A 25,740-nucleotide genomic window follows, 5' to 3' on the forward strand; every position below is an offset into this window, starting at 1 on the left:
TTAATTCTTTTTATTTGAAGGTGATTGTGGGTTCAGCAACTTACCAAATTTTTTGGCAAGTTCTGGCAGTTCTTTTTCTTGTAATGGTGTTTCTAGTTTATGCAGGTAGTTAATACTATGCGGGGTCACACCAATTAAGTGCTGAGCGTTATCGATTTCAATGACCATCAAGCGCTCACGAGAGCCTAAAGGCAAACTGCGCACTACTTTAAATTCATCACTATTAGCAAGATTTGGATTTAGTTTTTTAACCAAAAAAGCCAAAGCAATAATAACCACCAGCACTAAAAGCAAAGACATCACCATAGACAGTAAATCTGCCGTCGGTGATGCCGTAGGAAATGCAGTGCTCGACGCACTTGTTAAAGCGACTAAAGCATTCATCGTAACTTTTTAATACGCTCAACTTGGCTGATAACGTCCGTTAAACGAATACCGAACTTATCGTTTACGACAACCACCTCACCATGCGCAATCAGGGTGCCATTAACCAATACATCAAGTGGCTCACCAGCGACTCGGTCTAGTTCTACCACTGAACCTTGGTTAAGCTGTAATAAGTTACGAATGTTGATTTTTGAACGACCCACTTCCATCGAAATAGTAACTGGAATGTCCAAGATGGTATCAAGTTTACGTTTTTCGTCGCCAGACAGCTCATGTCTTTCATCTTTTAACTCATCAAGCTCCGCTACAGCAGCATCACCTGAGCCACCCTCAGCTTCTTCAGCTTCGGCTAGTGCCGCAGCCCATTCGTCCATTGTATCTTGATCATCACTCATTATGTTTAACCTTATAAATCGACTACCAGTCTAAATCTACACCTTCAGATAGATGTAGATCTTCTTCTAGTTCTGCTAATTCTGCATCTGAATCCAGTTTTTTGCCACCTTTTGTGAACACATGTAGTTCTGACTTAACTGATTCAGGGCGTTTAATTTTTTCGCTAATTTGTAGTGCCACATTGTCACGAGAGCGGCCCATTTTCGCTCTAAAGGTCGGCAATTCTTCTACAAATACGGTGATATGTTCTGGCATTTCAACAGGGATAATATCGCCAGCTTTAAGCTCCATAATCTGTTGTAGCGTTAGATCAACCTCAAGCAATTGAGTCGATAAATCGACCTCAACATCCATGATCTCATCACGTAATGCTTTACTCCAACGTAAGTCAGTGTCTTCGGTGTCGGATTGCACACCCGCATCGAGTAATTCACGGATTGGCTCAAGCATTGAATAAGGTAATGCGATATGGAAATCACCGCCACCACCATCTAGCTCAATATGGAAAGAGCTAATAACAACCACTTCAGTTGGACTTACGATGTTAGCCATCGCTGGGTTAACTTCTGAGTCAAGGTACTCAAAAGACACATCCATTACCGGCGCCCATGCTTCTTTATAATCTTCGAAGATGATTTTAAGCAGCATTTGAACAATACGGCGTTCTGTTGGGGTAAATTCACGGCCTTCTATTTTTGCATGATAGCGGCCATCACCACCAAAAAAGTTATCCACTAAAATGAATACTAATCGGGCTTCCATGGTAATTAGGCCGGTGCCCTTCAACGGACGAAAACGTACCATGTTCAAACTAGTTGGCACGAATAAGGTATGAATATATTCGCCAAATTTAATCATTTGTACGCCGTTAATCGACACCTCAGCGGTGCGGCGCATCATGTTAAATAGGCTAATTCGCATATGACGGGCAAAACGTTCATTCACGATCTCCAAGGTCGGCATACGACCCCGAACAATACGATCTTGTGATGAGAAGTCATACTGTAAGGTATTACTGTCTAAGTCATCACCTTCGTGAATATCTTCCTCTTCGACTTCATCAACGCCATGTAAGAGCGCATCAATTTCGTCTTGAGATAATAAATCGCTCACGCTGACCCCTTATTGCATCACAAAGCCGGTAAATAATACCCGCTCTATCACTTTGCTACCTTCAACATCACTTAATGCTGATTGTACTTTTTCAAGTGCAGCAACACGTACTGACTCTTTACCTTCACTGGTACCTAATTCATCTGCGGTCGTTGTTGAAAGAACGCCAAGTAAGGTACTTTCGATAAGTGGAATATGCTTTTTGGCAGTTTCTTCGTTCACTTCACCGCGAACAAGTAGCTGAACTTTTATTTGTACAATTCGGTCGCGACTAGCACCGGGTACATTAAATACAAATGGGCGTGGCATTGCGACATACAGAGCCGAACCAATCTGTGCAGAGCTAGATGGTGCAGCAGCCTCTGTCACTGTGGTTTCATCTGCTAGGCTTTCTTCAGGGGCATCATCTCCCATAAATAAAAAGTAACCCGCAGCAGCACCAGCAATCAACACTACAGCTGCAATGATGATAATCAGCTTCTTTTTGCCTTTACCCGTATCTTCTATTTCTAAATTTGCTTCTTCGGCCATTGTCACTTCCCTCAAAGTTACAGCAAGCTGTTTATCGCGCTGTAACTATTTTATTTCTTATAATAGCAGGACTTATGCATAGTAATCTATTGATGATGAAGATTGTTGTCGAGAAGTTTCTGCGCTTTGTGCTGTTACTTCTGGCTGCTGCTCCTCAGCTTGTTGATTTCCAGCAAGCTGACCTTGCCCAGACTGCTCTTGTTGTTGCTCAGGGTTACCCTGCTGAATACTACTTTCACCAAGTTCAATACCTTGCTGTGCAAGCATTTCTCGTAAACGTGGCATTGATTGCTCTAAAGCTTCTTTAGCCTGCTGATTTTGAACAACAAAATTAATTTGAGCTTGCTCCGCATCGCTACGTATACGAATTTGCATACTGCCCATTTCTGGCGGATCTAAGCGAATTTCAGCTTCTTTATTATTAATATTTAGTAACGCGCTAACTCGCTCTTGAAGCATCTTTGCAGCATCACTTTTTATGATATTAATCGCTTGCATTACACCAGGGTCAACATTCACTGATTTAGATTGAGTCTGAGTTTGCGCAGTTGTTTGTGTATGCATTGTTTGTACGTCTAGTGCTTGCTCATATTGCTGATGAGCCATCTCATAGGCACCTGGTTGTGTTGTTGCATTTGCTTGAGTCGTTAGCTGGGTAAATAATTGAGCTACACGCACAGTAACAGTTTCCTGTGTACGTTCTGTATTAATTTTTGTATCAAGCTCTGTGGTTACTTCTTCACTAGCAACTACTTTTGTCACATCGGCTGTAATTTGCGCGGTATTATTTTGTTTCGCTTTATTATTTTCAACATTAACTGTTGCTGCGGTTACTGGCATCGCAGTACTGGCTGTTGCAGGGGCATTTATAGCCTCTGTCAGCACAGTTTGAGCTGCAGCCAATTTTTCGTACTGAGCAGTGCCCGGCGTTAACGTTTGCAGCTGAGTGTTCACTTTGTTTAACAATGCTTGCTGCTCATCCTTAGTCAGCGCCGTGATTTGCTTTTCTACACCTGTAGGTAATTTGTTATCGAGAGCCTTATTGTCAGCTAATTTAGCATCTTGTTTTGCCTGGCTTTCTTCAGCAATGTCTTGCTCTACAGCAAGTTGTGATACAGGACTCTGTGCAGCTTGCGTTGTAGGCTTACTACTGTTCACATCAGTCAATAGCAACTTGATTGTTGCCACCTCATCAGCACCGAGCTTATTATCAGCTTTAAGTTGATTTATTTGTTGCTCAAGTTGCTTTTGTTGCTCAGAGGTTAGCGATAAACCTTTAGCGAACTCACTTACAGCCTGCCCATCGCCACTTTGTACTTTGGCCAGCAAGCTAACGATTGACTTATCTGTTACTGGTTTATCTAAAACTGGTTTTTCTGTTACGGCTTGATCAATTTTGGCAGCTGCGTCAGCTGGTTTATCTGCCATTTTTGCCGTGCCAGCTTCAATGTTTTTAGCAATGCTTTGCTCAGCACTGAAATTTGCTGCCGTTTTGTCAGTGTAGCTTTGTGTTTGTTTTGAATTAACTTCAGCTGTTTTTGTATCTACTTGAGCATCGCTATTTAAATCTGCAACCACCTTATTTAAAACAGTTTTACTTGTCTCATTTGCCCCAAGTTCTTTGCCTTCAGATGTTTTTGTAGCGTCTGAATTCACAGCCTGTTTCTGAGCGCTATTTAACAGAGCGTCTACATCAACTGTGGTTTCTTTGTTGTCAGTTGCTTGTGTTGAACTGGCAAAGTTAGCTACTTGAGGCTTTGTATCCGGTGTATTAACAGCTGAAACACCCTGCTTTTCTTTGTCTGTTAATGGACCATCAACAATCGGAGTCACGCTATCTTTTGGTGGTAAATCGCCAATCGCTTTTAGCTGGCTATCTACCGCTGTCGCAACTTTAGACTTATGTAATAAGCTTGCTATTGAATTGTCGCCTTCCGCGTCGGCTTTTGAATCATCGGTTTGTGCAACGTCTGTCATCGGTGAAGGTATAACAGGTGTAATGGTATCGATTGGGGTTGGTTTTTTATCAACAACTACTGGGCTAAAGTCATTATTTTCAATCAATTTATTAACACGTGTACTCATAGCTTGAGCCGCATTAATTTGCGAAAGCAGTGAGTTTTCTTCATCTTCTACAAGAGCAAGTTCATCGCTTTGCTCTTTAGTTACAGCTTCATTACGAATATCTGGACTTGTTTTAGATTGCTGCTCTGTAGACGTGGTAGCAGTTGCAACTTTAGCATCAGCAGTTGTGTTTTCATCACCTAATTTGGCATCTGATTTAGGCTCTTCAGAAATACTGATAGCTTTAGTTTCATCAACAAAATGAGTATCTGCATCACTTTTTGTTTGAGGGGTGGTATTTGCTTGCGCGTTTGCCGCTTCACTTGCTTCTGTAAGTGAAGTTAAAAAACTTAAGCCCGATGTTTTGTCGCTAGACTCTGAGTCTTTGCCTGAAAAACCAGTACCTTGCTCAGTTTTAACCTGCAAATTGATATCACTGATCGCCATAATTCACCTAAAACTAAAGAGGCAATTTGCCGCCGCAAGTGCCAAAATTAATGCTACTGGTTAGGTAAATGCAATTAACATGCCTAAAAAAGATAGTATTTTAGAGATGTGCGTTTTTAAGTTGACGTTGATAAAACTGATTTGAAGCGAACTCATCCAGCATTTTTTGCTCCGCTTTAGCCACTTGCATTGCTTGTTTTTCAGCTTGCTTTTCGATTAATTTCGCCACTGCTTTTGCTTTCACTTGCTGTTTTAACCACAATGCTTTGCGCTGCGTAACAACCTGTTTTGCAGTATTCACTGTGCTGGCTTGCTGGCGTATCGCTTCTTCAATTTTTGCGATAAAGGCATGATATTGACTAAACCCAGCACTAGACAAACCAGAGCGACCTTTCAAATGCAATTGCTGAGAATACTCCATGCGAAAGTTATTCAGCCCTTGCAGTTTTTGTTGATTACTTTGTAAGTGCTGCTGGGCTTTTAAATAATCCATGCGTAAAGATTCTTCTTTATCGCTCTCAAGCTTTAGCAATAAATCAAGTTTACTTTGAGCCATTAACCTTGTCCTAATAACTGCGCAAGACCTTGTAGACCATCATCATAACTGATCACATCTTTCATGCCTTGCTGAAGGAATTGATTCACACGTGGCATCATATTAATTGCTTGGTCAAGCATAGGGTCGGTGCCTTTTTGGTACGCACCTAGTGTGATCATATCTTTGTTCTGTTGGTACATTGAATACACTTGTTTTAGCACACGAGCTTGTTGCATATGCGCTTCAGATACAACTTGTGGCATAACACGAGAAATCGATTTTTCGATATCAATAGCCGGATAATGACCACTGTCAGCTAAATCTCGAGATAAAACAATGTGGCCATCTAATATAGCGCGAGCAGAGTCAGCAATTGGATCTTGCATATCATCCCCTTCACTAAGCACAGTGAAAAACGCGGTGATTGAACCTTGCCCTTCACCACCATTACCGGCACGTTCCACCAGCGCAGGCAGTTTAGCAAATACTGAAGGCGGATACCCCTTAGTCGCAGGAGGCTCGCCAACTGCTAAGGCAATTTCACGTTGCGCCATGGCATAACGGGTAACGGAGTCAAGTAATAACAATACGTTAAGACCTTGATCGCGAAAGTATTCCGCAATGGTCACTGCACTTTCACAGCCTTTTAAACGCATTAATGGTGAAGCATCCGCAGGAGCTGCAACCACCACTGAGCGCTTACGCCCTTCAACACCTAAAATTTCTTCAATGAACTCTTTTACCTCACGACCACGTTCACCCACAAGACCTACCACAATTACATCTGCTTCAGAGCCGCGAGTCATCATACCCAGTAATACTGATTTACCGACACCAGAGCCTGCAAACAGACCCATACGCTGTCCTTGACCTACGGTAATAACGGAGTTGATGGCTCTTACACCTACATCCATCGGTTGACTAATTGGTCGTCTTGCAAGAGGGTTAATTGAGTTTTGCGCAAACTTTAAGTGATGCTCAGCATTAATGGCACCTAAGCCATCAAGTGGCCGACCTAGGCCATCCACTACGCGGCCAAGTAAACTCATGCCAACAGGCAACCCTGTTTCGTTTAGTTTTGGGATAACTCGTGCACCAGGCAATACGCCAGAGATATGATCATTTGGCATTAAGTAAAGTGTTTGGTCATTGAAACCAACGACTTCAGCATCAACAAAGCCGTTAATGGTTTCAATTTTACATTGACTGCCAACAGGTGCTCTAAGCCCTTTTGCTTCTAGCGTTAAACCAACGACACGCGTCAAAATACCGGCAACAGCTGGTTTTGGGGCCTTGATATTTTTTTCATAGCGCTGTAAGCGTTCGCTAAGTGTCATTGATTGAGCACTCATAATAAGCCTAAAAAGTGTTAGATACCACTGCTATGCAAAAAGTTTTCCAACGTTTCTTTGACGCGGGTTTTTATTGTCATGTCGAGGGATGATTGCGGGGTTTTAATTTCGCAGCCACCCCGTTCTAAAGTCGGTTCTGCAACTAACTGCCAATGGTTATCTGCGATAGTTTGTTCGCCATAACTTTCGGTAATTAAAGTAATATCATCAGGATGTAAGTGAATACGTACTTTCGCTTGCTCTTCACCTAACGCATCAATAGCTTGCTTCAAAGCATGTAAAATGACTTCTGGTGAGGTTTTAATTTCTTGGTAAACTAAAACTTCAGTTAACATCACAGCTAACTGCACTAACTGCTTTTCGGCACTTTCATCGACTTTAGATAATGGTTGAGAAAGGCTATCAAGTAAGCTTCTTAAGTTGGTCAGCTGCTCTTCTAAAATTGGCTTTATTTCTTCTTGGCCTTGCTCCTTACCAAGCTCAACACCTTCTTTAAAGCCAGCTTCTTTTCCCTCATGTGCGCCTTTTTCAAAACCATCTATATAGCCTTGCTCATGGCCTTGCTTTAGCCCTTCTTCATAGGCGTCTTGACGGATTTTTTCAAGCTCAGCCATGGTCAATGACGGAATTTCAGGCTCTTCTGGCTGCTGTTCGGCCTGCTGCTTTTGCTGCTCTTTACGATATAAGTCAGCTAAAGGCGTGCCATACGCCGTTGAGCGTCCGGCGAGTTTTGTTGTATCTTGCGTCACTTCAGGAATTGGCCAGTTTTCCAATAATTCATCGGCTGCTTCACTGGCATGCACTGGGCGTCCTGTATGAAATGAAGACGTACTCATGGCTTACAGGAACTCCTCACCACCACCGCCACCAAGCATAATTTCGCCTGAGTCAGCTAAACGACGTGCCGTAGAAAGAATTTCTTTCTGTGCCGCTTCTACTTCACTAATACGAACAGGGCCCATTGCCTCAAGATCATCAGCGAGTAATTCAGCAGCACGTTTAGACATGTTACTTAAAATCTTCTCTTTTAATGCTTCGTCAGTACCTTTAATTGCTTTCATTAATACATCTTGCTGTACTTCACGAAGGATCGCTTGAATACCACGGTCTTCAACATCCATTAAGTTCTCAAAGACAAACATAAGGTCTTGGATTTGCTGTGACATCTCTTCATCGTGTTCACGGATTGAATCCATTAACTGACCTTCAACATTGGTATCTAGGTAGTTCATGATATCAGCAGCCGCTTTCAAGCCCCCCATTTTCGCAGCTTGCGCACCAGCTTGACCTGCGAACTGTTTCTCCATGATTTCATTCAACTCTTGCAATGCTGCTGGTTGAACTTCTTCAAGGTTAGCAATACGCATGGTTAAATCTAAGCGCACTTTTTCTGGGAATTGCGACAAGATTTCCGCTGATTGCTCTGGCTCTAAATAGGATAAAACAATGGTTTGAATTTGCGGGTGCTCGTTGCGAATGATATTCGCCACTTGCTTTGAATCCATCCACTTCAATGAATCAAGACCTTTCGCTCCTGAGCCCATAACAATTTGGTCAATAAGGCTGGCTGCCTTGTCTTCACCAAGCGCTGCTGTAAGGGCTTTTTTGATAAAGTCTTCAGACTGGAAGCCAATGGTACTGAAGCTTTGAATTTGCTCAATAAACAAATTATGAACTGCGCTAATTTTCGCTTGCGATAAATCATCTAGCGCAGCCATTGCCATACCCACTTTTTGCACTTGCTTTGGCTCTAAGTGCTTAAGGATTTGCGCAGCATCTTCTTCTGATAAGCTCAGCAATAAGATTGCCGCCTTATCCACACCGTCTAATTTATCAACATCAAACGCCGGTGGTAGTTGTTTTTGTTCTTGATCAGTCATCTTCTGTTAACCACGCTTTCACTACTTGAGAAGACAGTTCTGGTTCATTTGCAACCAATGCACGAACTGCTTTGAGTAAATCTTCATCGCCATGTAAGTCTGGCAGCTGTAGTGTACCATCACTTGAGAATCCTACAGCAGCAGAGTCAAAGTCTTTATTTAGCATATCTAGCGTGCTATCACCAATATCTACACCGGCACTTAATGCATCTTCATCGTATTCTTCTAGTGTATCGTCTGGGTAAATTAGACGTTTCAGCATAGGTCTTACTACAAAGACAATCAGTACGATGATAACCAGTGCACCTAATGCTAAGCGTAGCATCTTCATGAACCAATCTTGCTCCCAAAGTGGAACTTCAATCGCTTCACCAGCATCTTCACGAACAAATGGCACTGTGACAACCTCAAGTGCATCACCACGCTGCATATCAAAACCAACACCGCCTTGTAATAAACGACGAATATTTGACAATGCTTCTACAGAGCGAGGAACCATGGTTGTTTCACCATTTTCACCCACCTGCGGTACATAATCAACGGCAACTGAAACACTGATACGACGAATAACACCGGTTTGCTGACGCTTATGCGAAATTGTTGTATCAAGCTCATAGTTACGTGTTGCTTCTTTATGCGAACGACTTGGGTTCGTTGCTGAGCCTGCTCCACCTTGGCCTGCAATTTCTGGAATATTAGAGTTAACTGGCGGCTGATTCGTTAGCGCACCAGGAATGCCCACTGCAAGACCACCGATGTTGTTTTCTTCGAACGTGGTTTCACTGCGCACTGCTGGTAAGTCTGGGTTATAACGTTTTTGTGTTTCTTCGACTGCACTAAAATCCATGTTTAAATCGACTTGCGCGGTATAGTTACCTAAGCCTACAACTGGAATAAGGATGCTATCGATTTTATTTAAGTACTCTTCTTCACGCTTACGTTCAATCTCATACTCTTTACGAGAGCGAGCAGCAAGTGAGTTTTGTGAACCTGAATTAAGTAAGCGACCATTTTGATCGGTAACAGTAACACGCTCTGGCGATAAACCTTGGACTGCTGAGGCAACAATATCAACTACTGAGTCAACTTCTTCACCGTCAAGTGTACGACCGCGTTTTAAGGTAAGCACTACCGTCGCTGAAGGTTGTTTTTCACGACGAGCAAATACGTTTTCTTTTGGAATAGCTAAAAGTACTTTGGCGCGAGTAACATTTTTTAGCTCTTCGATGGTACGTGCAAGCTGTTGCTCACGACCATGTTTTAAACGTTCACGTTCAAGGCGTTGGCTAACACCAAACCCCATGTCTTGCATGATGATGTCAGTACCTGAGCTTGGCGCTTGCTCCAGGCCTTCACGAGCCATCAATAATTTAATGTTTTGGTATTCACCTTCTTCAACAGAGATGACGTTACCATCAAGTTCGTAATCAATCTTTTGAGCGTCTAAAAAGTCCAGCGTTTGAATAAGCTCTTCCGTTGGCATTTTGCCAAGCGGACGCATATCTGGTTGACGAGCCCAAATAATAATAAAAATTGCGATAGCCAAACAGATTGCCAAAGCGATCACTAAAGTAACCTGGCGTAAAACATCTACACCGTTTAAGGCACTTAGGTAGCCTGACTTTTGCTCTTGTTGATCATCAGTATCGGTTGAGTCGATACCGCCGCCTGCTAAGGCTAGATCAGTTGATTGATTAGATTGCGCCACAATAATTCTCCACTACCTAGTTACACAGGCATGTTCATGATTTCTTTATAAGCTTCAACAAGTTTATTTCGAACTTGCACCGTAGCTTCAAAAGCGACTGATGATTTTTGCGAAGCAATCATTACGTCAGCTAAAGAAACACTGCGATCGCCCATTTCCACTGCTGTTACTTTTTGCTTAGCGTCTTTTTGTAAGCCATTCACTGTATCAAGTGCATTGGTAAGTAAATCACCAAACTGTGCCGACGATGTTGGCTGAGTTTGTGTTGGTAAATTATTAATTGAGTTACTACGGCCTACTTCTGAAGCCATAGCTTGCATTTCTTGAAATAATGCGCTGTTTTGAACTTTCATAATACTCTCTGACAATGCAGTTTACTTATGCACTGATAAAGCACAAACCGTGCCACAAAATAAAACAAGCAAATTCAATAGCTTGAACCATTAATTTTGCATGTCAGAGTTTTGACAGCAAACAAGCTCACAAAAATGTGAGCTTGCTTGAGTAACTTTTTGGAAGGAGTTTATGCAGGTAAGGCGATACCCAAGTCTCGCATTTGCGCCAGTTTATAACGTAACGTGCGAGGACTAATACCTAAGGTTTCTGCAACCTCTTTACGCTTACCATTACAGCGAGCTAAGGTTTCTAAAATAATACGATGCTCTTTGTCTTTCAGCTCGTCTTTGTAATTACCTTGCTCACTCACTTGTGGCACGGTATCTAAATTAACTTCAACAGGCTGTTCTTGATATACCGGAGCGTTGTGTGGTGGCGTAGCGACTGGCTTGATATCCACCGTAAGCAACTCTTCAATAAAGACATCATCTTGATGAATACTATTACCATCACATAATATCAATGCCCGTTGCATAACGTTATCAAGCTCTCGTACGTTACCTGGCCAAGCATGCGATAGCAGCTTTTGTTTCGCACCCTCACTTAGTTGAGCTATAGGCTCTTTACTTTTCAGGCAATGACGCTCTATTAAATGCTCAGCCAATACAATAATGTCGCCAGGACGCTCGGCTAATGGTTTCCACAATAGCGGGAATACATTTAAGCGATAATATAAATCTTCTCTAAATAGATTTTCGCTCACCGCTTCTTTCAAATCTCGGTTACTTGTAGCTAGAACGCGAACATCAAGCTCTATGGTTTTACGACCGCCTAAGCGCTCTACTTCGCGCTCTTGAAGTACACGCAGTAATTTAGCTTGTAAGCCTAAATCCATCTCAGTAATTTCATCAAGTAAGATGGTACCACCTTGAGCTTGCTCAAATTTACCCGGGCAAGCTTGAATAGCGCCGGTAAACGCCCCTTTTTCGTAACCGAATAAGGTTGCTTCAAGCATGTTTTCAGGAATAGCAGCACAGTTAATAGCCACAAAGGGAGCATCGCTACGATTTGATTTATCGTGGATAAAACGAGCCAACACTTCTTTACCCGAGCCACTTGGGCCGAGTACCATGACACTGGCATCTGAGCGGGCAACTTTGCTCGCGAGCTCTAATAGCTTAATGCTTGATGGATCGGCAACGATTGGACCATCGGTTTCTTTTTCTTTTTCAGGCAAATAACGGCTAACCATATTAAGGAGCACTTCTGGAGCAAACGGTTTTGCCATGTAATCAATCGCGCCTAAACGCATTGCTTCTACAGCATCATCGATAGTGGCATAGGCCGTCATCATTAATACCGGCAGCTCAGGATAATTAAGTTTAATGCTACGTAGTAGGTCAAGGCCGCTCATAGCGCCCATTTGCACATCACTAACAACCAATGAATAGCTATTTTGCTTAAGCAAGATCATCGCTTGTTCGGCGCTATCTGCAGCAACGCAATCAATACCCGACATTTCAAGGGTATCAATCAGTGCTTCTCGTAAGCCTGCGTCGTCTTCAACGACTAAAATAGAGTTAGTATTCATTTTGCCTCCGCTGACATTGGTTCTGCACTAATTGGCAAGATCAAACTAAAACATGCTCCCCCATGAGCATTATTAGCCACTTCAACCCGTCCTTGGTGCGCATTGGCGACTGAACTTACAACAGCAAGTCCAAGCCCCGTGCCTTGGCTTTTGGTAGTGTAAAAAGGTTCGAATAATTTGTTGGCATGACGTAAATCAACACCCGGGCCATTATCACTGACACTGATGCGAACACAGTTTTCGCTAGTTTCGTCACGTTCGGCACTCAGGGTTACCACAGCCTCAGTACCAATAATTTGAATACTATTGTGGATCAGGTTTTGAATAGCACTCGCCAGAGCCGTTTTATTACCCATAATTTCAATATCAGGTTCTGGTAAGTTCACGCTTAGTTCACTGTTATTTTGCGCAACCATAGCATCAGCACCGGCTTTTACTTCATTAAGTAACTGCTGCATTGAAACGCTTTCGACCACTTGTTGCTCACCACTTTTGGCAAATAACAGCATATCGTTCACTTGAGTTTCTAAATCTTTTAAACGCGACATTAACTTTGTATGAAAGTTGCCACGCGAGCTTTCTGGCAATCGCTTTGAGCCTAAATTTGCGGCATACAGCATGGCCGCTGATAACGGTGTTCTGACTTGATGAGCAAGCGAAGCGACCATTTTGCCAAGCGCACTTAAGCGCTGCATATGTGCTACTCGCTTTTGTAAGCGTCTGGTTTCAGTTAAATCTGTCATTAAAATTAACTGCCCTGGCTCTGGAGCAAGCGCAGTAATATCAAGCTTTATTAAACGGCCATCCTTAAGTGATACTTCATGTCCATCGTCTTGCTTTGGTCGAAATGAGCGTTGAATAACGCTAAACCACTTTTCACCTTCAAGGGGTTCACCTAGCATATCAATGGCAATTTGATTGGCTTTTGCGATCATGCCTCGGCCATCTAAAACCACCACACCCGCAGGCATGGTATCAACCAAGTGGCCTAACCAACTGGCTTGTTGGCGCAGATCACTCAATTCACCCACATACTCTTCTTGCTGTAAGCATGGGTTATATTGTTTGGCTGTGATAAATTGTGGTTTTAGGACATTTGCTAAGGCCATAATCGATACTCAAAAAATCGTGTCTACCTAGCTAAATGCACAATCCGTACCAAATTTATTTTTGTTTTATTTCAATAAATTAAAGACAAAACAACACTGACAAAAAAATGACAATCGCGAGGGAATAATGCAAAAAGAACACCATTGTCGTTGCCCATGGCTCGATACCAGCAAAGAAGATTATGTGGCCTATCATGACCAAGAATGGGGGGTGCCATTATATGATGATCACCGCTTATTTGAATTTATAACCTTAGAGTCAGCACAAGCGGGACTGAGTTGGTATACCATACTTAAAAAGCGTGATGGCTATCGCAGTGCCTTCAAAAACTTTGTTGTTGAAGACGTTGCCAAAATGACCGAAGACGACGTCGAACGATTAATGCAGTTTGAAGGTATTATTCGTAATCGTGCTAAAATCGCTGCCACTATCAATAACGCGCAGCGTTTTATTGAAATTCAAAAAGAGTTTGGCAGTTTCTCAAACTACCAATGGCAGTTTGTGGGTGGCAAGCCACTGGTAAACGACCTCGATAAATTAGCGGACTATCCGGCTATTACTGAAGCCTCAACAGCATTCGCCAAAGATTTAAAAAAGCGCGGCTTTAAGTTTTTGGGCCCGACTACGGTGTATGCCCACATGCAGGCCTGCGGCATGGTTAACGACCACAGTAATGATTGCTTTAGAAAACAAGAGATTATTGATAGTTATTAAGTGATAAGGGCTAAGCTTGCCTTTTACCTTCTTAGTGCATCAAGCAACGTCCGGTGGTAAAAATCTAATTAAGTATTTATTCACAAAGAGGCTAAGAGACGCTGCGCTTATGAGGTAAAAATAAAGGTGTTAAATTTTAGGTTCTAGGCTACTAGGTGTAGCGCGCAGCACCTCGATTACCTTGGTGGTAAAAGTATTAAAAGCCTGATTCACAAACAGGTTAAAGGAATATTGCGCTTTAAATATTAAAAGAAAGGGCTTGGTTTCTCATTTGTTCCTCATTGTTTTCTCTTTGTGCAAAAAGCTTTTAGTGATTTATTACCACAGCACACCCCGAAAAAAGACGGTGAGCGTGCCTACAAGCTTAGCGCCTATAAATAATGACAAAGCTCACTCTATAGGCTTCATAACCATAGTACTTAGTTAATTTTTGCCTAAAACCTACTACCTGCCGACTAAAACCTGCTCTTGGCTATTAATCACGCGTTAGGTTATATTTCTTCATTTTTTCGACTAGTGTGGTGCGGCGAACACCTAAAATTTCTGCTGCACGTGCAACAACGTAATCATAGCGCTCTAATGCTTGGCTGATTAAGCTAATTTCTAGCTCAGCAAGATACTCTTTGAGCTCAATTCCTTCATCTGGTAATAAACCTGAGTCAGCCGTTGTTGCTGGTACATCAAGCTCTTCCTCATCATAATCACTAAAGCCGGTACTGAAAATATCGTTGAAAGCATCTCGCTCCATCAACTCTTCAGGGTACTCAGGCTCATAAGCCTCGACTTCGATATAACGATATTTAGCTGGTAGGTCTGGCACATCAACCACTTTATCAGGGAACATGATCACCATGCGTTCAACTAAGTTAGCAAGCTCACGAATATTCCCCGGCCACGCATGCTCTTTTAAGCTTTGAATCGCACGCTCAGTGAATTTGGCCGTTGTGCCACTTTGCTCGTTCACACGACGCATTAACTCTTTTAAAAGCAGAGGAATGTCGTCGGCACGCTCACTAAGCGAAGGATTTTCAATTGGAAACACGTTTAAGCGATAAAAAAGGTCTTCACGGAAGTCGCCCTTTTCAATCATTTCTTCAAGGTTGCGGTGAGTCGCAGCAATAATGCGTACATCTGCTTGAATAGGCTTAGTACCCCCTACTCGCTCATAGCTACGCTCTTGCAACACACGCAGTAGTTTAACCTGCATTTGCAAAGGCATATCACCAATTTCATCTAGAAACAGCGTGCCGCCTTGCGCTAATTCAAAACGCCCTTTGCGTGCAGAAATAGCGCCCGTAAAGGCACCCTTTTCATGGCCAAATAGCTCACTTTCAAGTAGTTCGCCTGGGATAGCACCACAGTTTACCGGCACAAATGGCCCGGTATTGCGTTTAGAGAGTAAATGAACGTTGCGTGCAACAACTTCTTTACCTGTGCCTGACTCACCTAAGATCAGCACATTGGCATCGGTTTTTGCTACTTGCTCAATTAAAAAGCGCACATCTTTTACAGCTTCGGTTTCACCTACTAAACCATCAAATGATTTGTTAGATTTAGCTTGTTTATGGTCACCCGGTAGCATGCGCTGATATTGCTGACAATCATGCAATAGCTGAGTAGTTACATCATGGTTAAATGGCTCACAAATTAAACCTACTACATTTGCAATGCTTAGTAACGGTTTGAGTGTTTCACCAATTAATAAAAACGGAATGGCAGGAAACTGTTTGATCACAGCCTCGTGATTTAGCTGCTGTAAAGCACCAAGAATGACCATGCATTCTTGCTGTTGATGTTTTTCACAAAAAGACTGTAATGAAGTCTCATCAACTAATTGTGCAGTTTCACCAATGAAGGTAAGTGCTGCATGTAAACCTATCGCACGATTATTATTATTGTCTAAAATTAAGATCATTATTGGCGAACCACAGTTACCACGAGGTTAGTTAATTTCTAAATTGTAAGCGAGTTTAGGAGGGATGCAAGCGCTAAGCGGCAATTTATTGACATCAACGCCAAAAAAATGCCGAAGTAAGCTTTATTTCATACTAAGTAACTAGATTTAGGCAACAGAAAGAAAATTTAAGAATGCCTGAGCTCTTGCATTATGGATATTTGGTACCCTTCGAACATTAATAAAACTAGCAACTTCAGCATTATTCCAATGATACAAACCCGTTAAACATCCAAAAAAATGCCTATAATCAACGTGGTACTCACTTCTAGGTTCTAGTCCTTCATACTGTTCAAGTAGCTCAACCTCCGAGTACTTATTACAGTTTAGCGCTAAGGTTAGTACTTTTTTGTCGTTAATATGGATATGAAATACAAAAAAATAATCTTCCGCGAGTTCTGATTTTGCTCTTGCCTTAACTAAACTTTCAAAAAGTAACTTTCGAAATTTAATTTTCTCTATTGGTACATAAATTTCGTTTTCATAATCAAGTTTTTTATCTTTTAACTCTGCTTTACGAGCTTCATAATCTTGGTGGGAGTATAGTTGCTCCCTTTGAGCTGAAATGTGACCCGATGCTAAATCTATTTCTCCATTACCATGATCTGCAAGAACAATCGCTTTAGAATCAAATGATTTCACTTCAAATGCATCCGCGACTCCTCTAAAGTCATTTAATTCTGTAAGCTTTCCTGCAAGCATGTACTTACCTGCAAATGGTAAATGATATGTTGAATCAAAATGCTCTGTGTAGCTTATATATCTCTTAAAGAATTGCTGCTTTTTTAATTCGGCTTTAATTAGTAGCTCTGGATCGGATAATTCATAATATGTTTGGGGAAATGGTCCAGCTCCAGTGTATCCTAAAGCCAGTAAATCAAGCTTATCACAATATTGATTAATTATAGTTTTAAGCTCATAAACATGTTTTGGGCTTTCAATACAATCGTTTAAGTTTAGTAAATTTTTATCTTTGTAATTAACAAAAAGTGCTGAATCTATATCAGAGTCTGAGCCATGTACATTCGGTATGATATGAATATTGGTATCACCATATTTGATTTCATTGACTTCCGTTACACGAATCCCGTCAGCTTTCGCTTTATGATAAAGGTAATTTTTCTCAAAACTAGGAATTAAAACGGGTTTTTCACCATATCTTTCAAATAATTTTTTTATAAATATTGGATCATAATGGTCAGGATGAATGTGAGAAATATAAATTACATCAGGCTCCTTTATCACAGAAAGAGGCTCTTTCAATTCAGGAAACTGGTACCATGCTCCATCGTAGGCGCCTGGAGTAAACCATGGGTCTGTTAATATTCTGATGTCTGGCGTTTCGATCTCAATACAAGCACTGTAGATATACCTCACTTTCATACTCTTTCCTTAAATATTTCTATGAAAGGAAAGAGTTTACAACAAAAAAGTATTAAAGCAGACCTAAAATAGATTCGGCTGAACGATTTGCCTGACCACGTAAGGCAATCGATGCTTGCGATAGAATATCATTAGCTACTTGATCAGACACAGCTTTTGCATAGTCAGTATCTTCTATTCGGCTTTGGCTCGCAGCAATGTTCTCTCGCTGGTTACCTAAACCTTTTATAGTACTCGCCAAGGTATTTTGAAAAGCGCCTAGCTCAGCTCTTTGGGTGTTAATTTCCTCAGCTGCTTGATCGCTAATATCAATGGCAGCTTGAGCACCTGCTTGGGTAGAAATATCGATCCCCGCAATAACTGAAGCAATACTACCATCAGATGGCGTAACTGATTGAGTGGTGTTGGCATCAGGACCAACTTGAAACGACACTTGCTCACCATCAAATAAAGGCTTACCACCGAATGTGGCATTTTCGAATGTTTCTGAAATTTGCGTTTGCAATTGCGACACTTCTTCTTGTAATGCTGCTCTGTCATTATCTGTGAGCGCACCATTACCCGCTTGAATAGATAGCTCTCGAATGCGAGAAACGGCATCATTTACACCAGATAGATTTGACTCAGTTACTTGCGAGTAAGAAATGCCATCGTACGCATTATTAATTGCTTGACTGTAGCCATCTTGCTGCGATGTTAATCTATCAATAATTTGCAATGCAGCGGCATCATCTGCCGCTGAATTTACTTTTTTACCTGATGCTAGTTGCTCAGCAAGCTTATTACTCGTTTGCTGAGTTTGGTTTAAAAACCCAGTATTGGGTGATTGAATTTTCATGGCGGCCTCCGACAAACCGATTGCTTAAATTATAGCTTAATTTGCCAAATTTTGTACTTTGTACCATGGTTTAGATAAATTAACTTGGCATCTGACTTGCTAGTGTATTAGTTAATAGTTAAATTACTGAGAATTGTGTCAAAATTCTCACTTTGCGTACTTCACTTTCATAACAACTACGCCAATGATAAATTACTTAGGTAACGCTATGTTCGACAATAAAACGATTTTAATCACCGGTGGTACCGGTTCATTCGGTAAAAAATACGTCAAAACACTGCTCGAACGCTATAAACCTAAAAAGATCATTATTTTTTCACGCGACGAACTCAAACAGTTTGAAATGCAACAAGAGTTTGACCAACCTTGTATGCGCTATTTCATTGGTGATGTGCGTGACAAAGACAGGCTTCGCCGTGCCATGCGCGGCGTGAACTATGTGATTCACGCAGCTGCACTAAAACAAGTTCCTGCCGCTGAATACAACCCAATGGAATGCATTAAAACCAATATTAATGGTGCCGAAAACGTCATTGATGCAGCCCTTGATAATAACGTAGAAAAAGTCATTGCACTGTCGACTGATAAAGCGGCGAATCCAATCAACTTATATGGTGCGACAAAACTTGCATCAGATAAGTTATTTGTTGCTGCTAACAATATTGCAGGCGGTCACAAAACAACATTTTCTGTAGTTAGATACGGTAATGTAGTGTGCTCGCGTGGCTCTGTAGTGCCTATTTTCCAAAAGTTTATCGATCAAGGTCGTGACCATATTCCGATTACTCATGAAGAAATGACTCGCTTTTGGATTAGCCTGCAACAAGGTGTTGATTTTGTTTTAACTAATTTTGAGCGAATGCTGGGTGGCGAAATTTTCGTTCCTAAGATCCCTTCAATTCGCATTACAGATCTTGCCAAAGCCATGGCCCCTGATTTACCAATTAAGATTATCGGTATTCGCCCAGGTGAAAAGTTACATGAGGTCATGTGCCCGGCCGACTTATGCTTTGAAACGTACGAATACAATGATCATTTTGTTATCGCACCGGGCATTAAATTTAGTAGCCGCAGTAACGACTTTACAGTTAATGCTATTGGTGAGAAGGGTAAAAAAGTAGCGCAAGGATTCGAGTATAACTCACTTGATAACCCTGATTATATGAGCATTGAAGAGATTAAAAACTTTAATGTTCAAGCTTTACTGTAATACTTCTCATGACGAATAAGCTAATTCCCTACGGTAAGCAAAGTATTTCGCAAGAAGATATCAATGCTGTAATTGATGTCTTGAAATCTGAGTGGTTAACACAAGGCCCTAAAGTACCCGCGTTTGAGAGTGCCATTGCTGAATATTGCGGTGCTAAACATGCCTGTGCTACTAACAGTGCTACTTCAGCCTTACATATTGCTTGCCTTGCTTTAGGTGTAGGTATTGGTGACATCGTATGGACATCACCAATCTCCTTTGCCGCCTCGAGTAACTGCGCACTGTATTGTGGCGCAAGTGTCGATTTTGTTGATATCGACCTTGAAACAGGCAATATGTCTGTTGTTGCCCTTAAAGAAAAACTAACGATAGCCAAACAAAACCAGCGACTCCCTAAAGTTGTGATCCCAGTTCATTTAGCAGGCCAGTCATGCGATATGACAGCAATCAATGAACTTGCCAAAGAATATGGTTTTAAGGTGATTGAAGATGCCTCTCATGCTATAGGCGCCAAGTATAAAGGCAACCCTGTTGGCAGTTGTGATTACTCTGACATCACTGTTTTTAGCTTTCATCCAGTTAAGATAATCACATCTGCTGAAGGTGGCATGGCGGTTACCAACTGTGAAGCGCTTGACAAAAAGATGAAACGCTTACGTAGTCATGGCATTACAAACCACCCTGATGAAATGACGGAGCCAAGTCACGGCCCTTGGTATTATCAACAAATTGAACTTGGTTTTAACTATAGAATGACCGAATTGCAAGCTGCATTAGGGCTTAGCCAGTTAAAACAATTAGATAACTTTATTTCTGTTCGGAACAAAATAGCTGAAGATTTTGATAAGTATTTTACTAGCCAAGGGCTTGAGCCGTTGAAACAAAAGTCAGAGAGTTATAGCAGTTATCACTTATATATCTTGAAAATCAACTTTACGACCCAGCAACAACAAGCTCAGATGGTAACACGGCTAAGAGAACAAGGTGTTCAAGCTCACCTTCACTACATTCCGATTTTTTTACAGCCTTACTACCAAGAACTTGGGTTTAATAAGTGTGACTTCTCGCAAAGCATGCAGTATTACCAACAAGCAATGACAATTCCATTGCATCCATCTTTGTCATCACAAGACATTGAATATATTAAGCAGACAGTGCTCAAAACCCATCAGCAATTAATTTGAAAACGCCATTAATAGATTTTCGCCATCCCATAGGTAATTGAACGTTAACGCTGAACCGAGAGGTGTTATTCTAAGCGCTTGGGAAGATAACTTTTCAAGTTCTGAAGTGGTTAAGCCATAACAAGAGACTGTTTGCAGTTTTGCATGTGTTGTAAAATCAAAATTGTCCAGTTCAAAGCTTAATATAAGCCCATCACCTTTGTGATCAGCTAAAATTGCTAAATCAAACGGGGCAGCTTCACAAATTAAACCCGCAACAGATTTATAAGTGTTTTCGACACTAAATTGATGAATCAGTAATAATCGCTGAAAGTTATATAAACGATTATATTGAGCGGTTTGTGAAAATGCTTCGTCACTGTGCTGCACTTTATCCTTTAAAGACTGCCAGAATAACGCTTGTAAGGATTTGCTTGTTTTATGCCATAAAACCGCTTTTATAGAAGAGCAAGCTTGTTGTGAGAAAGGTACATAATCACGTGTAAAGCGTATAGCAGCATCTTCCATTTCAGCTTCACTTTCAAGGTGTAACACGGCAATGGAGAAGCGATCTGGAAAGCAAATCTGGTTAGTTACGGGTGATTGCTGGTTAATTTTAGCAATTGCGTCATCACCGCCCCAAATTACCCGCATATCGCATAGTTCACTAAAATACCGTGTTAGCTCTTCAGCTGAACTTGGATAAGAAACAATACAAATTAAAGCATGTAATACTGATTGAGGGCGCTGACTTAAAAAACGCTTTAGAGAATCAATTAGCTTATATGCTTCATCCCCACTTCGATCACTAATGCGCACTATGTTGCTGTTACCACACAGAATACTAAGGATTAAGCTGTAAAAATAAACGGTATCAACATTTGCTGGGGTAATATGAAAGATAAGCCCTTTCGGTGATGAGTGAGCAAAACTTTTAAAATCGCTCTTCATTGCCAATACGTTACTTTTACGGCACCAAAAGCCCAACGCCGAATGAGCATTAGAGTGCTGTGCTTTTAAAAGAAAAGTTGAAAAAGCAGTTATTTCATTTATGACATCATCACTAAATGCGGTGTCTAAACAGCTCAAGTTAGCCGGGTTACTAAATAAAAACTCTACTTGAGGATCATCAACTAAAGGTATCACTGCAACCCCTCACCTGTGACTTCGCCAAACGGCCAAGCACTGAAAAATATTTACCTAAGCGACCACAAGCACAATCATCTTCACCATGGATCACTCCTAAATCCTCGGTCAATAATCGATGACCAGGGTAACTCTTTGGCAAAACCGAATTAAGAAGAATCACGCCCGCTTGATTGTTACCAAGCGGCTCAGCGGTAGCTGCATCAACAACAGTTATATCTGACCAAACAGGTGCGTGTAAATGACCATGTTCACACTCAATATAAATGGTACCAGTTTGTTCAACCATACCGTAATAATCATGCACGCTAATAGCACCAAGAGATTGAGCTATTTGCTGCTTAAACACATCATTGCTTACCGCTGATTGCTGCATTTTTTTCCAGCCACCACCATGAAGTAGCATGCCTTTTGAAAACGAATAGCGTTTCCCCATTTGCACCAGCTGTTGAATAAACTGCTGCCAAACAATAAAAGTAAAGCCAAACATAAAAACTGGGGTGTCTTTATACTTCTCAAAAAATTGCTCAATGACTTCAATATTTAATGTCATGTCATCGTTTAATGCAAAATGTGGATCGCGGCCAAAAAACAACATGCCTTGAATACCAGCTGCGCGGGCGGACATACCAGCTTTCTTTTGTATGGTTGCCTTTGCATCAATAACAAGCATTGGAAGCCGTTGCTTCCCTAGCCAATGCTGTAAGGCTTTCGTTAAAATTCGGCTTTGTAACTGCGCAGTTTCAGAATCTAACGTTATTTTAGAGGTAGGTCCTTGCGTGCCTGATGAGGTTAGCAAACGATGCTGATCCTCGGCTGTAATACTGGTTAACAAAAACTCTTTAAATAATGGTACTGTCAAAGGAGATACTTGCTCACAGCCTTGTTGCAAGCGCTGATACAAGGCACAGTGCTGAAGATGGTAGTTATCTAAAAAGCTTAATTGCGATGCAAGAAACGCCTGCTTTTGCGCTTTGTTTAAGCCATAAATTGGCAACTCGAGGAGTTGCTCATTGCTTAAGTGCATTATAGTCCACCTTAGAGTTACTTAGTCTTGGGATCGCTTCGAGCACGACTGTTTGTATTAAACGACTATGGCACTTAAGCTTAGCGGCTAATTGTTTTATTACTTCCGCTTCGATAGGTTGCTCTGAGTAAACAACTATTTCATCTTCACTACCAACACAGACCACTTCAAATTGGCACAAAGCGTCGAGCCACGATTGCAATTCATCAAGATTAATCCGACGCCCAGCTATTTTACAGATGCGCTTAGAGCGCCCGACAATTTGATATAAACCCGATGGCGATTGTATTGCAATATCGCCGGTATGGAGCAAAGAAATATCTTCGAAATAGCCCAGCTCTGCCAGTGTTTCACTATAACCGCCAAATATATTGCCACCACGAACACACAGCTCACCTTGGCTATCAAACTGCTCAACTCGTTCACCTTCTGAGTCAAGAAGCTGTAGCTCAACACCGGGGATCTCTTTACCAATAAAACCAATTTGACGACTAAAATACTCTGCGGGTAAATAGGCTATGCGCGCTGTTGCTTCGGTTTGACCATACATAACAAAAAAATCAATGTCATTGTTGTGCGTGTAATCACTTAATAATTGCCAATCACGTGCGAGTAACTTACCACCAGCTTGTGCCATATAACGAACATTGCCAAGTGGCATTTTTTCAAGGCCCAATCTATTAAGTAATTGATAACTCAGTGGTACACCATAAAAGCTGGTCACCTTATAGTGCTCAAAATTATGCCAAAAATCAGCCGACATAGGGCTATCTGATTGAAACACAATACTCGCTCCCATTGCTAAATGGGTATGCAAAATAGACAAACCAAACGAGTAGGATAACGGTAAAAAGGTCATTACCACATCATCTTTAAGTATCGGTAAAAACTGATTTATTGAAGCGCAGTTTGCAGCCAAATTAGCTTTACTTAACTTTACCAACTTAGGGGAGCCTGTTGAACCACTAGTTGATAGTAACAAACATAGTTCATCAGCTAATTGATGTGTGTAATCACTTAATGAGTGAATTTTATTTCCTTCAATAAGCAGATTAACTTGATAGTGCTCTAGTAGCTCATTTATGTCGTTTTCAGCGAGGCCTGCATCAACTAATAACACAACATGAGATTGTCTAAGAGCTGCTAAGTAAAAAATGACAAAGTCGAGAGTTGATTGCGCGACTAAAGCAATTAAACAGCGCTCAGATGGCAATGCGTTTACGGCCTGCTGCACTTGAGCTTCTAGCTCATTGTAATCTATGCAATGGTCTTTGTAATAAAGCTTTGCCTCAGGGTTTTTATTTTCTAATTGCCAAAACTCACCATGCATATTACAACCTTAAACCACCATCAACAGCGATATTTTGTGCTGTAATATAGCGACTTTCATCAGCTAATAAAAAACGAACTAAATTAGCGACTTCGCTTGCCGCGCCTAAGCGTTTTAGTGCTGACTTTTCAGCTAGTTGCTGCTTTTTTTCATCATCGTAGTGAGCAAGCAAAGGAGTGTCTATTACGCCCGGGCTTACACAGTTAACACGAATATTAAATGTACCAAGCTCTTGGGCAAGACTTTTAACCAATCCGCTCATCGCTGATTTCATACTTGCATAAACAACTTGCCCACTGCTTCCTTGTTCAGCCACAACAGAGCTTACCAGGACTAAACTGCCCTGTTTCGCTCTAAGCATCATTTTACTGGCGCTTTGACAAAGCATTAGTGCAGATTTTAAATGGACAGCGTATTGCTCATCAATTTGCTCTTCTCGTACCATCATCAATGGCGCTTCAAGCATACTTCCCGCGCAATGGACAAGCCCTGACAATGAACATTTTTGTTGCTGCAAATAAGCAAATATTTTCTTTATTTCAGCAGGAATAGACGTGTCAGCAACAAAAACAACAACATCTGCATCTGGATAATCCGCTTTAAGCGCTTGCTGCGCTGCTTGTAAACGTTGTTCGTCCCGCGCTACCAATAATAGTTTTGAGTCATCCTCTAGCAGTCGCTTTGCCACCGCAAAGCCAATACCGCTGCTACCACCAGTGATCAATACTCGGCTGCTATTACTCGTCAAATGACACCCCATATTTTGATAGAATTTGTTTGGCTTTTAAAAACGAACTCATATCAATAATATCATCCGTATCAAGCATAATATCAAATTGCGCTTCTAATTCTGCCACCAGCATCATATGGCTCATAGAGTCCCATTTGGGATGCTCTGAATAGCTTAACTGGTCACATACTTCGTCTTGTTCGATTTCTAATACGCTAACAAACGCATCTGTCAGTTTATTAAGTGACACATTAACCTCGGTTTAAAAATGACTTAAGTTTAGGCGTTGCATGAAAATAGTCGTCATGAGTTAACGAAATACTGACTAACGCCTGGTTTGTTGGGTGGTCTGCCAATTGGTAGCCAAGTTGTTGATTATAGCGGATTGCCGCTGTATTTTCTCGCCTTACTTCTGAATATAACTCTTTAACATTTAACTCATTAAAAAGATAATCAATCAATGCAAGCGAAGGCGCAAAGGCAATTAAATTACCCAAAAAATGAGTGTCACTGATATAAATACCAATTTCAGCGCGGTTGGCGTTTTCAATCGGCTGATCTGACTTAACATTAATCACGCCTATTGGCTGCTCTTTGTAGTAAATAACAAAATGACGTTGGCAATTATCAACCAACATATTCTTAAACCAAATTTGGTGATCATCCCATGGGATAGATTGTTGGTTGGTCATTTGCAGACGCACATGTGGCATGTTGCGCCACTGCCAGACACGCTCACAATCTTGTTCGGTTACCCGCTTTAATGTAACAGCATAATTTGCGATGTGCATA

25 protein-coding genes are annotated in these 25,740 nt (G+C 41.3%); 3 read left to right on the forward strand and 22 right to left on the reverse strand.

Annotated elements, in window-relative coordinates; genetic code table 11:
- The 13 genes from fliO to KQP93_RS12735 form a co-directional block, all read right to left on the reverse strand.
- Complete coding sequence (fliO, locus tag KQP93_RS12675; RefSeq protein ID WP_054553266.1) at positions 1 to 384, reverse strand: flagellar biosynthetic protein FliO; 384 nt, start codon at positions 382 to 384, stop codon at positions 1 to 3.
- Complete coding sequence (fliN, locus tag KQP93_RS12680; protein WP_054553267.1) at positions 381 to 782, reverse strand: flagellar motor switch protein FliN; 402 nt, start codon at positions 780 to 782, stop codon at positions 381 to 383. Before fliN ends, fliO begins: the two co-directional genes overlap by 4 nt.
- A 22-nt stretch (positions 783 to 804) precedes the next feature.
- Entirely contained in the window at positions 805 to 1,896 is a 1,092-nt protein-coding gene (gene fliM, locus KQP93_RS12685) for a flagellar motor switch protein FliM (protein WP_054553268.1), read from the reverse strand.
- 9 nt (positions 1,897 to 1,905) lie between these two features.
- Positions 1,906 to 2,427 (reverse strand): flagellar basal body-associated protein FliL, encoded by a 522-nt coding sequence (gene fliL, locus KQP93_RS12690; protein ID WP_054562177.1) that lies wholly within the window; start codon positions 2,425 to 2,427, stop codon positions 1,906 to 1,908.
- 72 nt (positions 2,428 to 2,499) lie between these two features.
- Positions 2,500 to 4,938, reverse strand: coding sequence for a flagellar hook-length control protein FliK (locus tag KQP93_RS12695; RefSeq protein ID WP_217874712.1), 2,439 nt, complete (start codon positions 4,936 to 4,938; stop codon positions 2,500 to 2,502).
- Positions 4,939 to 5,038: 100 nt separating this feature from the next.
- Positions 5,039 to 5,494 carry a flagellar export protein FliJ gene (gene fliJ / locus KQP93_RS12700; RefSeq protein ID WP_217874713.1) on the reverse strand — a complete coding sequence of 152 codons (456 nt, stop codon included), beginning with the start codon at positions 5,492 to 5,494 and terminating at the stop codon, positions 5,039 to 5,041.
- On the reverse strand, positions 5,494 to 6,828 hold the full coding sequence (gene fliI, locus KQP93_RS12705) for a flagellar protein export ATPase FliI (protein ID WP_055197963.1): 1,335 nt from the start codon (positions 6,826 to 6,828) through the stop codon (positions 5,494 to 5,496). Before fliI ends, fliJ begins: the two co-directional genes overlap by 1 nt.
- 17 nt (positions 6,829 to 6,845) lie before the next feature.
- Positions 6,846 to 7,664, reverse strand: coding sequence for a flagellar assembly protein FliH (gene fliH / locus KQP93_RS12710; protein ID WP_217874714.1), 819 nt, complete (start codon positions 7,662 to 7,664; stop codon positions 6,846 to 6,848).
- A 3-nt stretch (positions 7,665 to 7,667) separates the two neighbouring features.
- Positions 7,668 to 8,708 (reverse strand): flagellar motor switch protein FliG, encoded by a 1,041-nt coding sequence (fliG, locus tag KQP93_RS12715; protein ID WP_130052073.1) that lies wholly within the window; start codon positions 8,706 to 8,708, stop codon positions 7,668 to 7,670.
- Positions 8,701 to 10,416: a flagellar basal-body MS-ring/collar protein FliF gene (gene fliF / locus KQP93_RS12720; RefSeq protein ID WP_054562182.1), complete on the reverse strand. Its 1,716-nt coding sequence runs from the start codon at positions 10,414 to 10,416 to the stop codon at positions 8,701 to 8,703. The genes fliG and fliF overlap by 8 nt, the downstream gene beginning before the upstream one ends.
- 20 nt (positions 10,417 to 10,436) lie before the next feature.
- Positions 10,437 to 10,769, reverse strand: coding sequence for a flagellar hook-basal body complex protein FliE (fliE, locus tag KQP93_RS12725; protein ID WP_217874715.1), 333 nt, complete (start codon positions 10,767 to 10,769; stop codon positions 10,437 to 10,439).
- A 170-nt stretch (positions 10,770 to 10,939) separates the two neighbouring features.
- Positions 10,940 to 12,343, reverse strand: coding sequence for a sigma-54-dependent transcriptional regulator (locus tag KQP93_RS12730; RefSeq protein WP_175080831.1), 1,404 nt, complete (start codon positions 12,341 to 12,343; stop codon positions 10,940 to 10,942).
- Positions 12,340 to 13,452, reverse strand: a complete 1,113-nt coding sequence (locus KQP93_RS12735; protein ID WP_217874716.1) for a sensor histidine kinase — start codon at positions 13,450 to 13,452, stop codon at positions 12,340 to 12,342. The genes KQP93_RS12730 and KQP93_RS12735 overlap by 4 nt, the downstream gene beginning before the upstream one ends.
- Positions 13,453 to 13,579: 127 nt before the next feature.
- Between KQP93_RS12735 and KQP93_RS12740 the strand changes: the two genes are divergently transcribed.
- On the forward strand, positions 13,580 to 14,167 hold the full coding sequence (locus tag KQP93_RS12740; protein WP_217874717.1) for a DNA-3-methyladenine glycosylase I: 588 nt from the start codon (positions 13,580 to 13,582) through the stop codon (positions 14,165 to 14,167).
- 475 nt (positions 14,168 to 14,642) lie between these two features.
- Here the strand turns inward: KQP93_RS12740 and KQP93_RS12745 are convergent, their stop codons facing one another.
- The 3 genes from KQP93_RS12745 to KQP93_RS12755 all read right to left on the reverse strand — a co-directional run bounded on the left by KQP93_RS12745 (position 14,643) and on the right by KQP93_RS12755 (position 18,342).
- Entirely contained in the window at positions 14,643 to 16,082 is a 1,440-nt protein-coding gene (locus KQP93_RS12745; protein ID WP_217874718.1) for a sigma-54 dependent transcriptional regulator, read from the reverse strand.
- Between the two features lie 147 nt (positions 16,083 to 16,229).
- On the reverse strand, positions 16,230 to 17,504 hold the full coding sequence (locus tag KQP93_RS12750; RefSeq protein WP_217874719.1) for an MBL fold metallo-hydrolase: 1,275 nt from the start codon (positions 17,502 to 17,504) through the stop codon (positions 16,230 to 16,232).
- 52 nt (positions 17,505 to 17,556) lie between these two features.
- Positions 17,557 to 18,342, reverse strand: coding sequence for a flagellin N-terminal helical domain-containing protein (locus KQP93_RS12755; RefSeq protein WP_217874720.1), 786 nt, complete (start codon positions 18,340 to 18,342; stop codon positions 17,557 to 17,559).
- 208 nt (positions 18,343 to 18,550) lie between these two features.
- Here KQP93_RS12755 and pseB point away from each other — a divergent pair, with 208 nt between their 5' ends.
- A complete protein-coding gene (pseB, locus tag KQP93_RS12760; protein WP_217874721.1) occupies positions 18,551 to 19,552 on the forward strand; it encodes a UDP-N-acetylglucosamine 4,6-dehydratase (inverting) in 1,002 nt (333 codons plus the stop codon).
- A gap of 8 nt (positions 19,553 to 19,560) precedes the next feature.
- A complete protein-coding gene (pseC, locus tag KQP93_RS12765; RefSeq protein WP_217874722.1) occupies positions 19,561 to 20,736 on the forward strand; it encodes a UDP-4-amino-4,6-dideoxy-N-acetyl-beta-L-altrosamine transaminase in 1,176 nt (391 codons plus the stop codon).
- Here the strand turns inward: pseC and KQP93_RS12770 are convergent.
- The 6 genes from KQP93_RS12770 to KQP93_RS12795 are packed head-to-tail and all read right to left on the reverse strand — an operon-like array spanning position 20,728 to position 25,739.
- Positions 20,728 to 21,861: an acyl-CoA reductase gene (locus tag KQP93_RS12770; RefSeq protein WP_217874723.1), complete on the reverse strand. Its 1,134-nt coding sequence runs from the start codon at positions 21,859 to 21,861 to the stop codon at positions 20,728 to 20,730. The two genes, pseC and KQP93_RS12770, sit on opposite strands and share 9 nt — an antisense overlap.
- Positions 21,845 to 22,888 carry a LuxE/PaaK family acyltransferase gene (locus KQP93_RS12775; protein ID WP_217874724.1) on the reverse strand — a complete coding sequence of 348 codons (1,044 nt, stop codon included), beginning with the start codon at positions 22,886 to 22,888 and terminating at the stop codon, positions 21,845 to 21,847. The genes KQP93_RS12770 and KQP93_RS12775 overlap by 17 nt, the downstream gene beginning before the upstream one ends.
- Positions 22,872 to 24,218, reverse strand: a complete 1,347-nt coding sequence (locus KQP93_RS12780; protein WP_217874725.1) for an AMP-binding protein — start codon at positions 24,216 to 24,218, stop codon at positions 22,872 to 22,874. The genes KQP93_RS12775 and KQP93_RS12780 overlap by 17 nt, the downstream gene beginning before the upstream one ends.
- A gap of 1 nt (position 24,219) precedes the next feature.
- A complete protein-coding gene (locus KQP93_RS12785) occupies positions 24,220 to 24,966 on the reverse strand; it encodes an SDR family NAD(P)-dependent oxidoreductase (protein ID WP_217874726.1) in 747 nt (248 codons plus the stop codon).
- Positions 24,956 to 25,198 carry an acyl carrier protein gene (locus tag KQP93_RS12790; RefSeq protein WP_119853507.1) on the reverse strand — a complete coding sequence of 81 codons (243 nt, stop codon included), beginning with the start codon at positions 25,196 to 25,198 and terminating at the stop codon, positions 24,956 to 24,958. Before KQP93_RS12790 ends, KQP93_RS12785 begins: the two co-directional genes overlap by 11 nt.
- A gap of 1 nt (position 25,199) precedes the next feature.
- Positions 25,200 to 25,739: a GNAT family N-acetyltransferase gene (locus tag KQP93_RS12795; RefSeq protein ID WP_217874727.1), complete on the reverse strand. Its 540-nt coding sequence runs from the start codon at positions 25,737 to 25,739 to the stop codon at positions 25,200 to 25,202.
- Position 25,740 lies beyond the last annotated feature (1 nt).

Origin of the sequence: Pseudoalteromonas shioyasakiensis (assembly GCF_019134595.1) — a bacterium.
In the GTDB taxonomy this organism is placed as follows: Bacteria; Pseudomonadota; Gammaproteobacteria; order Enterobacterales; family Alteromonadaceae; genus Pseudoalteromonas; species Pseudoalteromonas shioyasakiensis_A.

What these genes read in the sequence shown, in the direction of transcription:
- KQP93_RS12695 (WP_217874712.1), bottom strand. Translation starts at nt 4,938, where the DNA reads ATGGCGATCAGTGATATCAATTTGCAGGTTAAAACTGAGCAAGGTACT.
- fliH (WP_217874714.1), bottom strand. Translation starts at nt 7,664, where the DNA reads ATGAGTACGTCTTCATTTCATACAGGACGCCCAGTGCATGCCAGTGAA.
- fliJ (WP_217874713.1), bottom strand. Translation starts at nt 5,494, where the DNA reads ATGGCTCAAAGTAAACTTGATTTATTGCTAAAGCTTGAGAGCGATAAA.
- KQP93_RS12740 (WP_217874717.1), top strand. Translation starts at nt 13,580, where the DNA reads ATGCAAAAAGAACACCATTGTCGTTGCCCATGGCTCGATACCAGCAAA.
- KQP93_RS12755 (WP_217874720.1), bottom strand. Translation starts at nt 18,342, where the DNA reads ATGAAAATTCAATCACCCAATACTGGGTTTTTAAACCAAACTCAGCAA.
- KQP93_RS12775 (WP_217874724.1), bottom strand. Translation starts at nt 22,888, where the DNA reads ATGCACTTAAGCAATGAGCAACTCCTCGAGTTGCCAATTTATGGCTTA.
- fliL (WP_054562177.1), bottom strand. Translation starts at nt 2,427, where the DNA reads ATGGCCGAAGAAGCAAATTTAGAAATAGAAGATACGGGTAAAGGCAAA.
- fliG (WP_130052073.1), bottom strand. Translation starts at nt 8,708, where the DNA reads ATGACTGATCAAGAACAAAAACAACTACCACCGGCGTTTGATGTTGAT.
- KQP93_RS12730 (WP_175080831.1), bottom strand. Translation starts at nt 12,343, where the DNA reads ATGAATACTAACTCTATTTTAGTCGTTGAAGACGACGCAGGCTTACGA.
- fliI (WP_055197963.1), bottom strand. Translation starts at nt 6,828, where the DNA reads ATGAGTGCTCAATCAATGACACTTAGCGAACGCTTACAGCGCTATGAA.
- KQP93_RS12735 (WP_217874716.1), bottom strand. Translation starts at nt 13,452, where the DNA reads ATGGCCTTAGCAAATGTCCTAAAACCACAATTTATCACAGCCAAACAA.
- fliE (WP_217874715.1), bottom strand. Translation starts at nt 10,769, where the DNA reads ATGAAAGTTCAAAACAGCGCATTATTTCAAGAAATGCAAGCTATGGCT.
- KQP93_RS12745 (WP_217874718.1), bottom strand. Translation starts at nt 16,082, where the DNA reads ATGATCTTAATTTTAGACAATAATAATAATCGTGCGATAGGTTTACAT.
- KQP93_RS12795 (WP_217874727.1), bottom strand. Translation starts at nt 25,739, where the DNA reads ATGCACATCGCAAATTATGCTGTTACATTAAAGCGGGTAACCGAACAA.
- pseC (WP_217874722.1), top strand. Translation starts at nt 19,561, where the DNA reads ATGACGAATAAGCTAATTCCCTACGGTAAGCAAAGTATTTCGCAAGAA.
- fliN (WP_054553267.1), bottom strand. Translation starts at nt 782, where the DNA reads ATGAGTGATGATCAAGATACAATGGACGAATGGGCTGCGGCACTAGCC.
- fliO (WP_054553266.1), bottom strand. Translation starts at nt 384, where the DNA reads ATGAATGCTTTAGTCGCTTTAACAAGTGCGTCGAGCACTGCATTTCCT.
- KQP93_RS12780 (WP_217874725.1), bottom strand. Translation starts at nt 24,218, where the DNA reads ATGCATGGTGAGTTTTGGCAATTAGAAAATAAAAACCCTGAGGCAAAG.
- pseB (WP_217874721.1), top strand. Translation starts at nt 18,551, where the DNA reads ATGTTCGACAATAAAACGATTTTAATCACCGGTGGTACCGGTTCATTC.
- KQP93_RS12750 (WP_217874719.1), bottom strand. Translation starts at nt 17,504, where the DNA reads ATGAAAGTGAGGTATATCTACAGTGCTTGTATTGAGATCGAAACGCCA.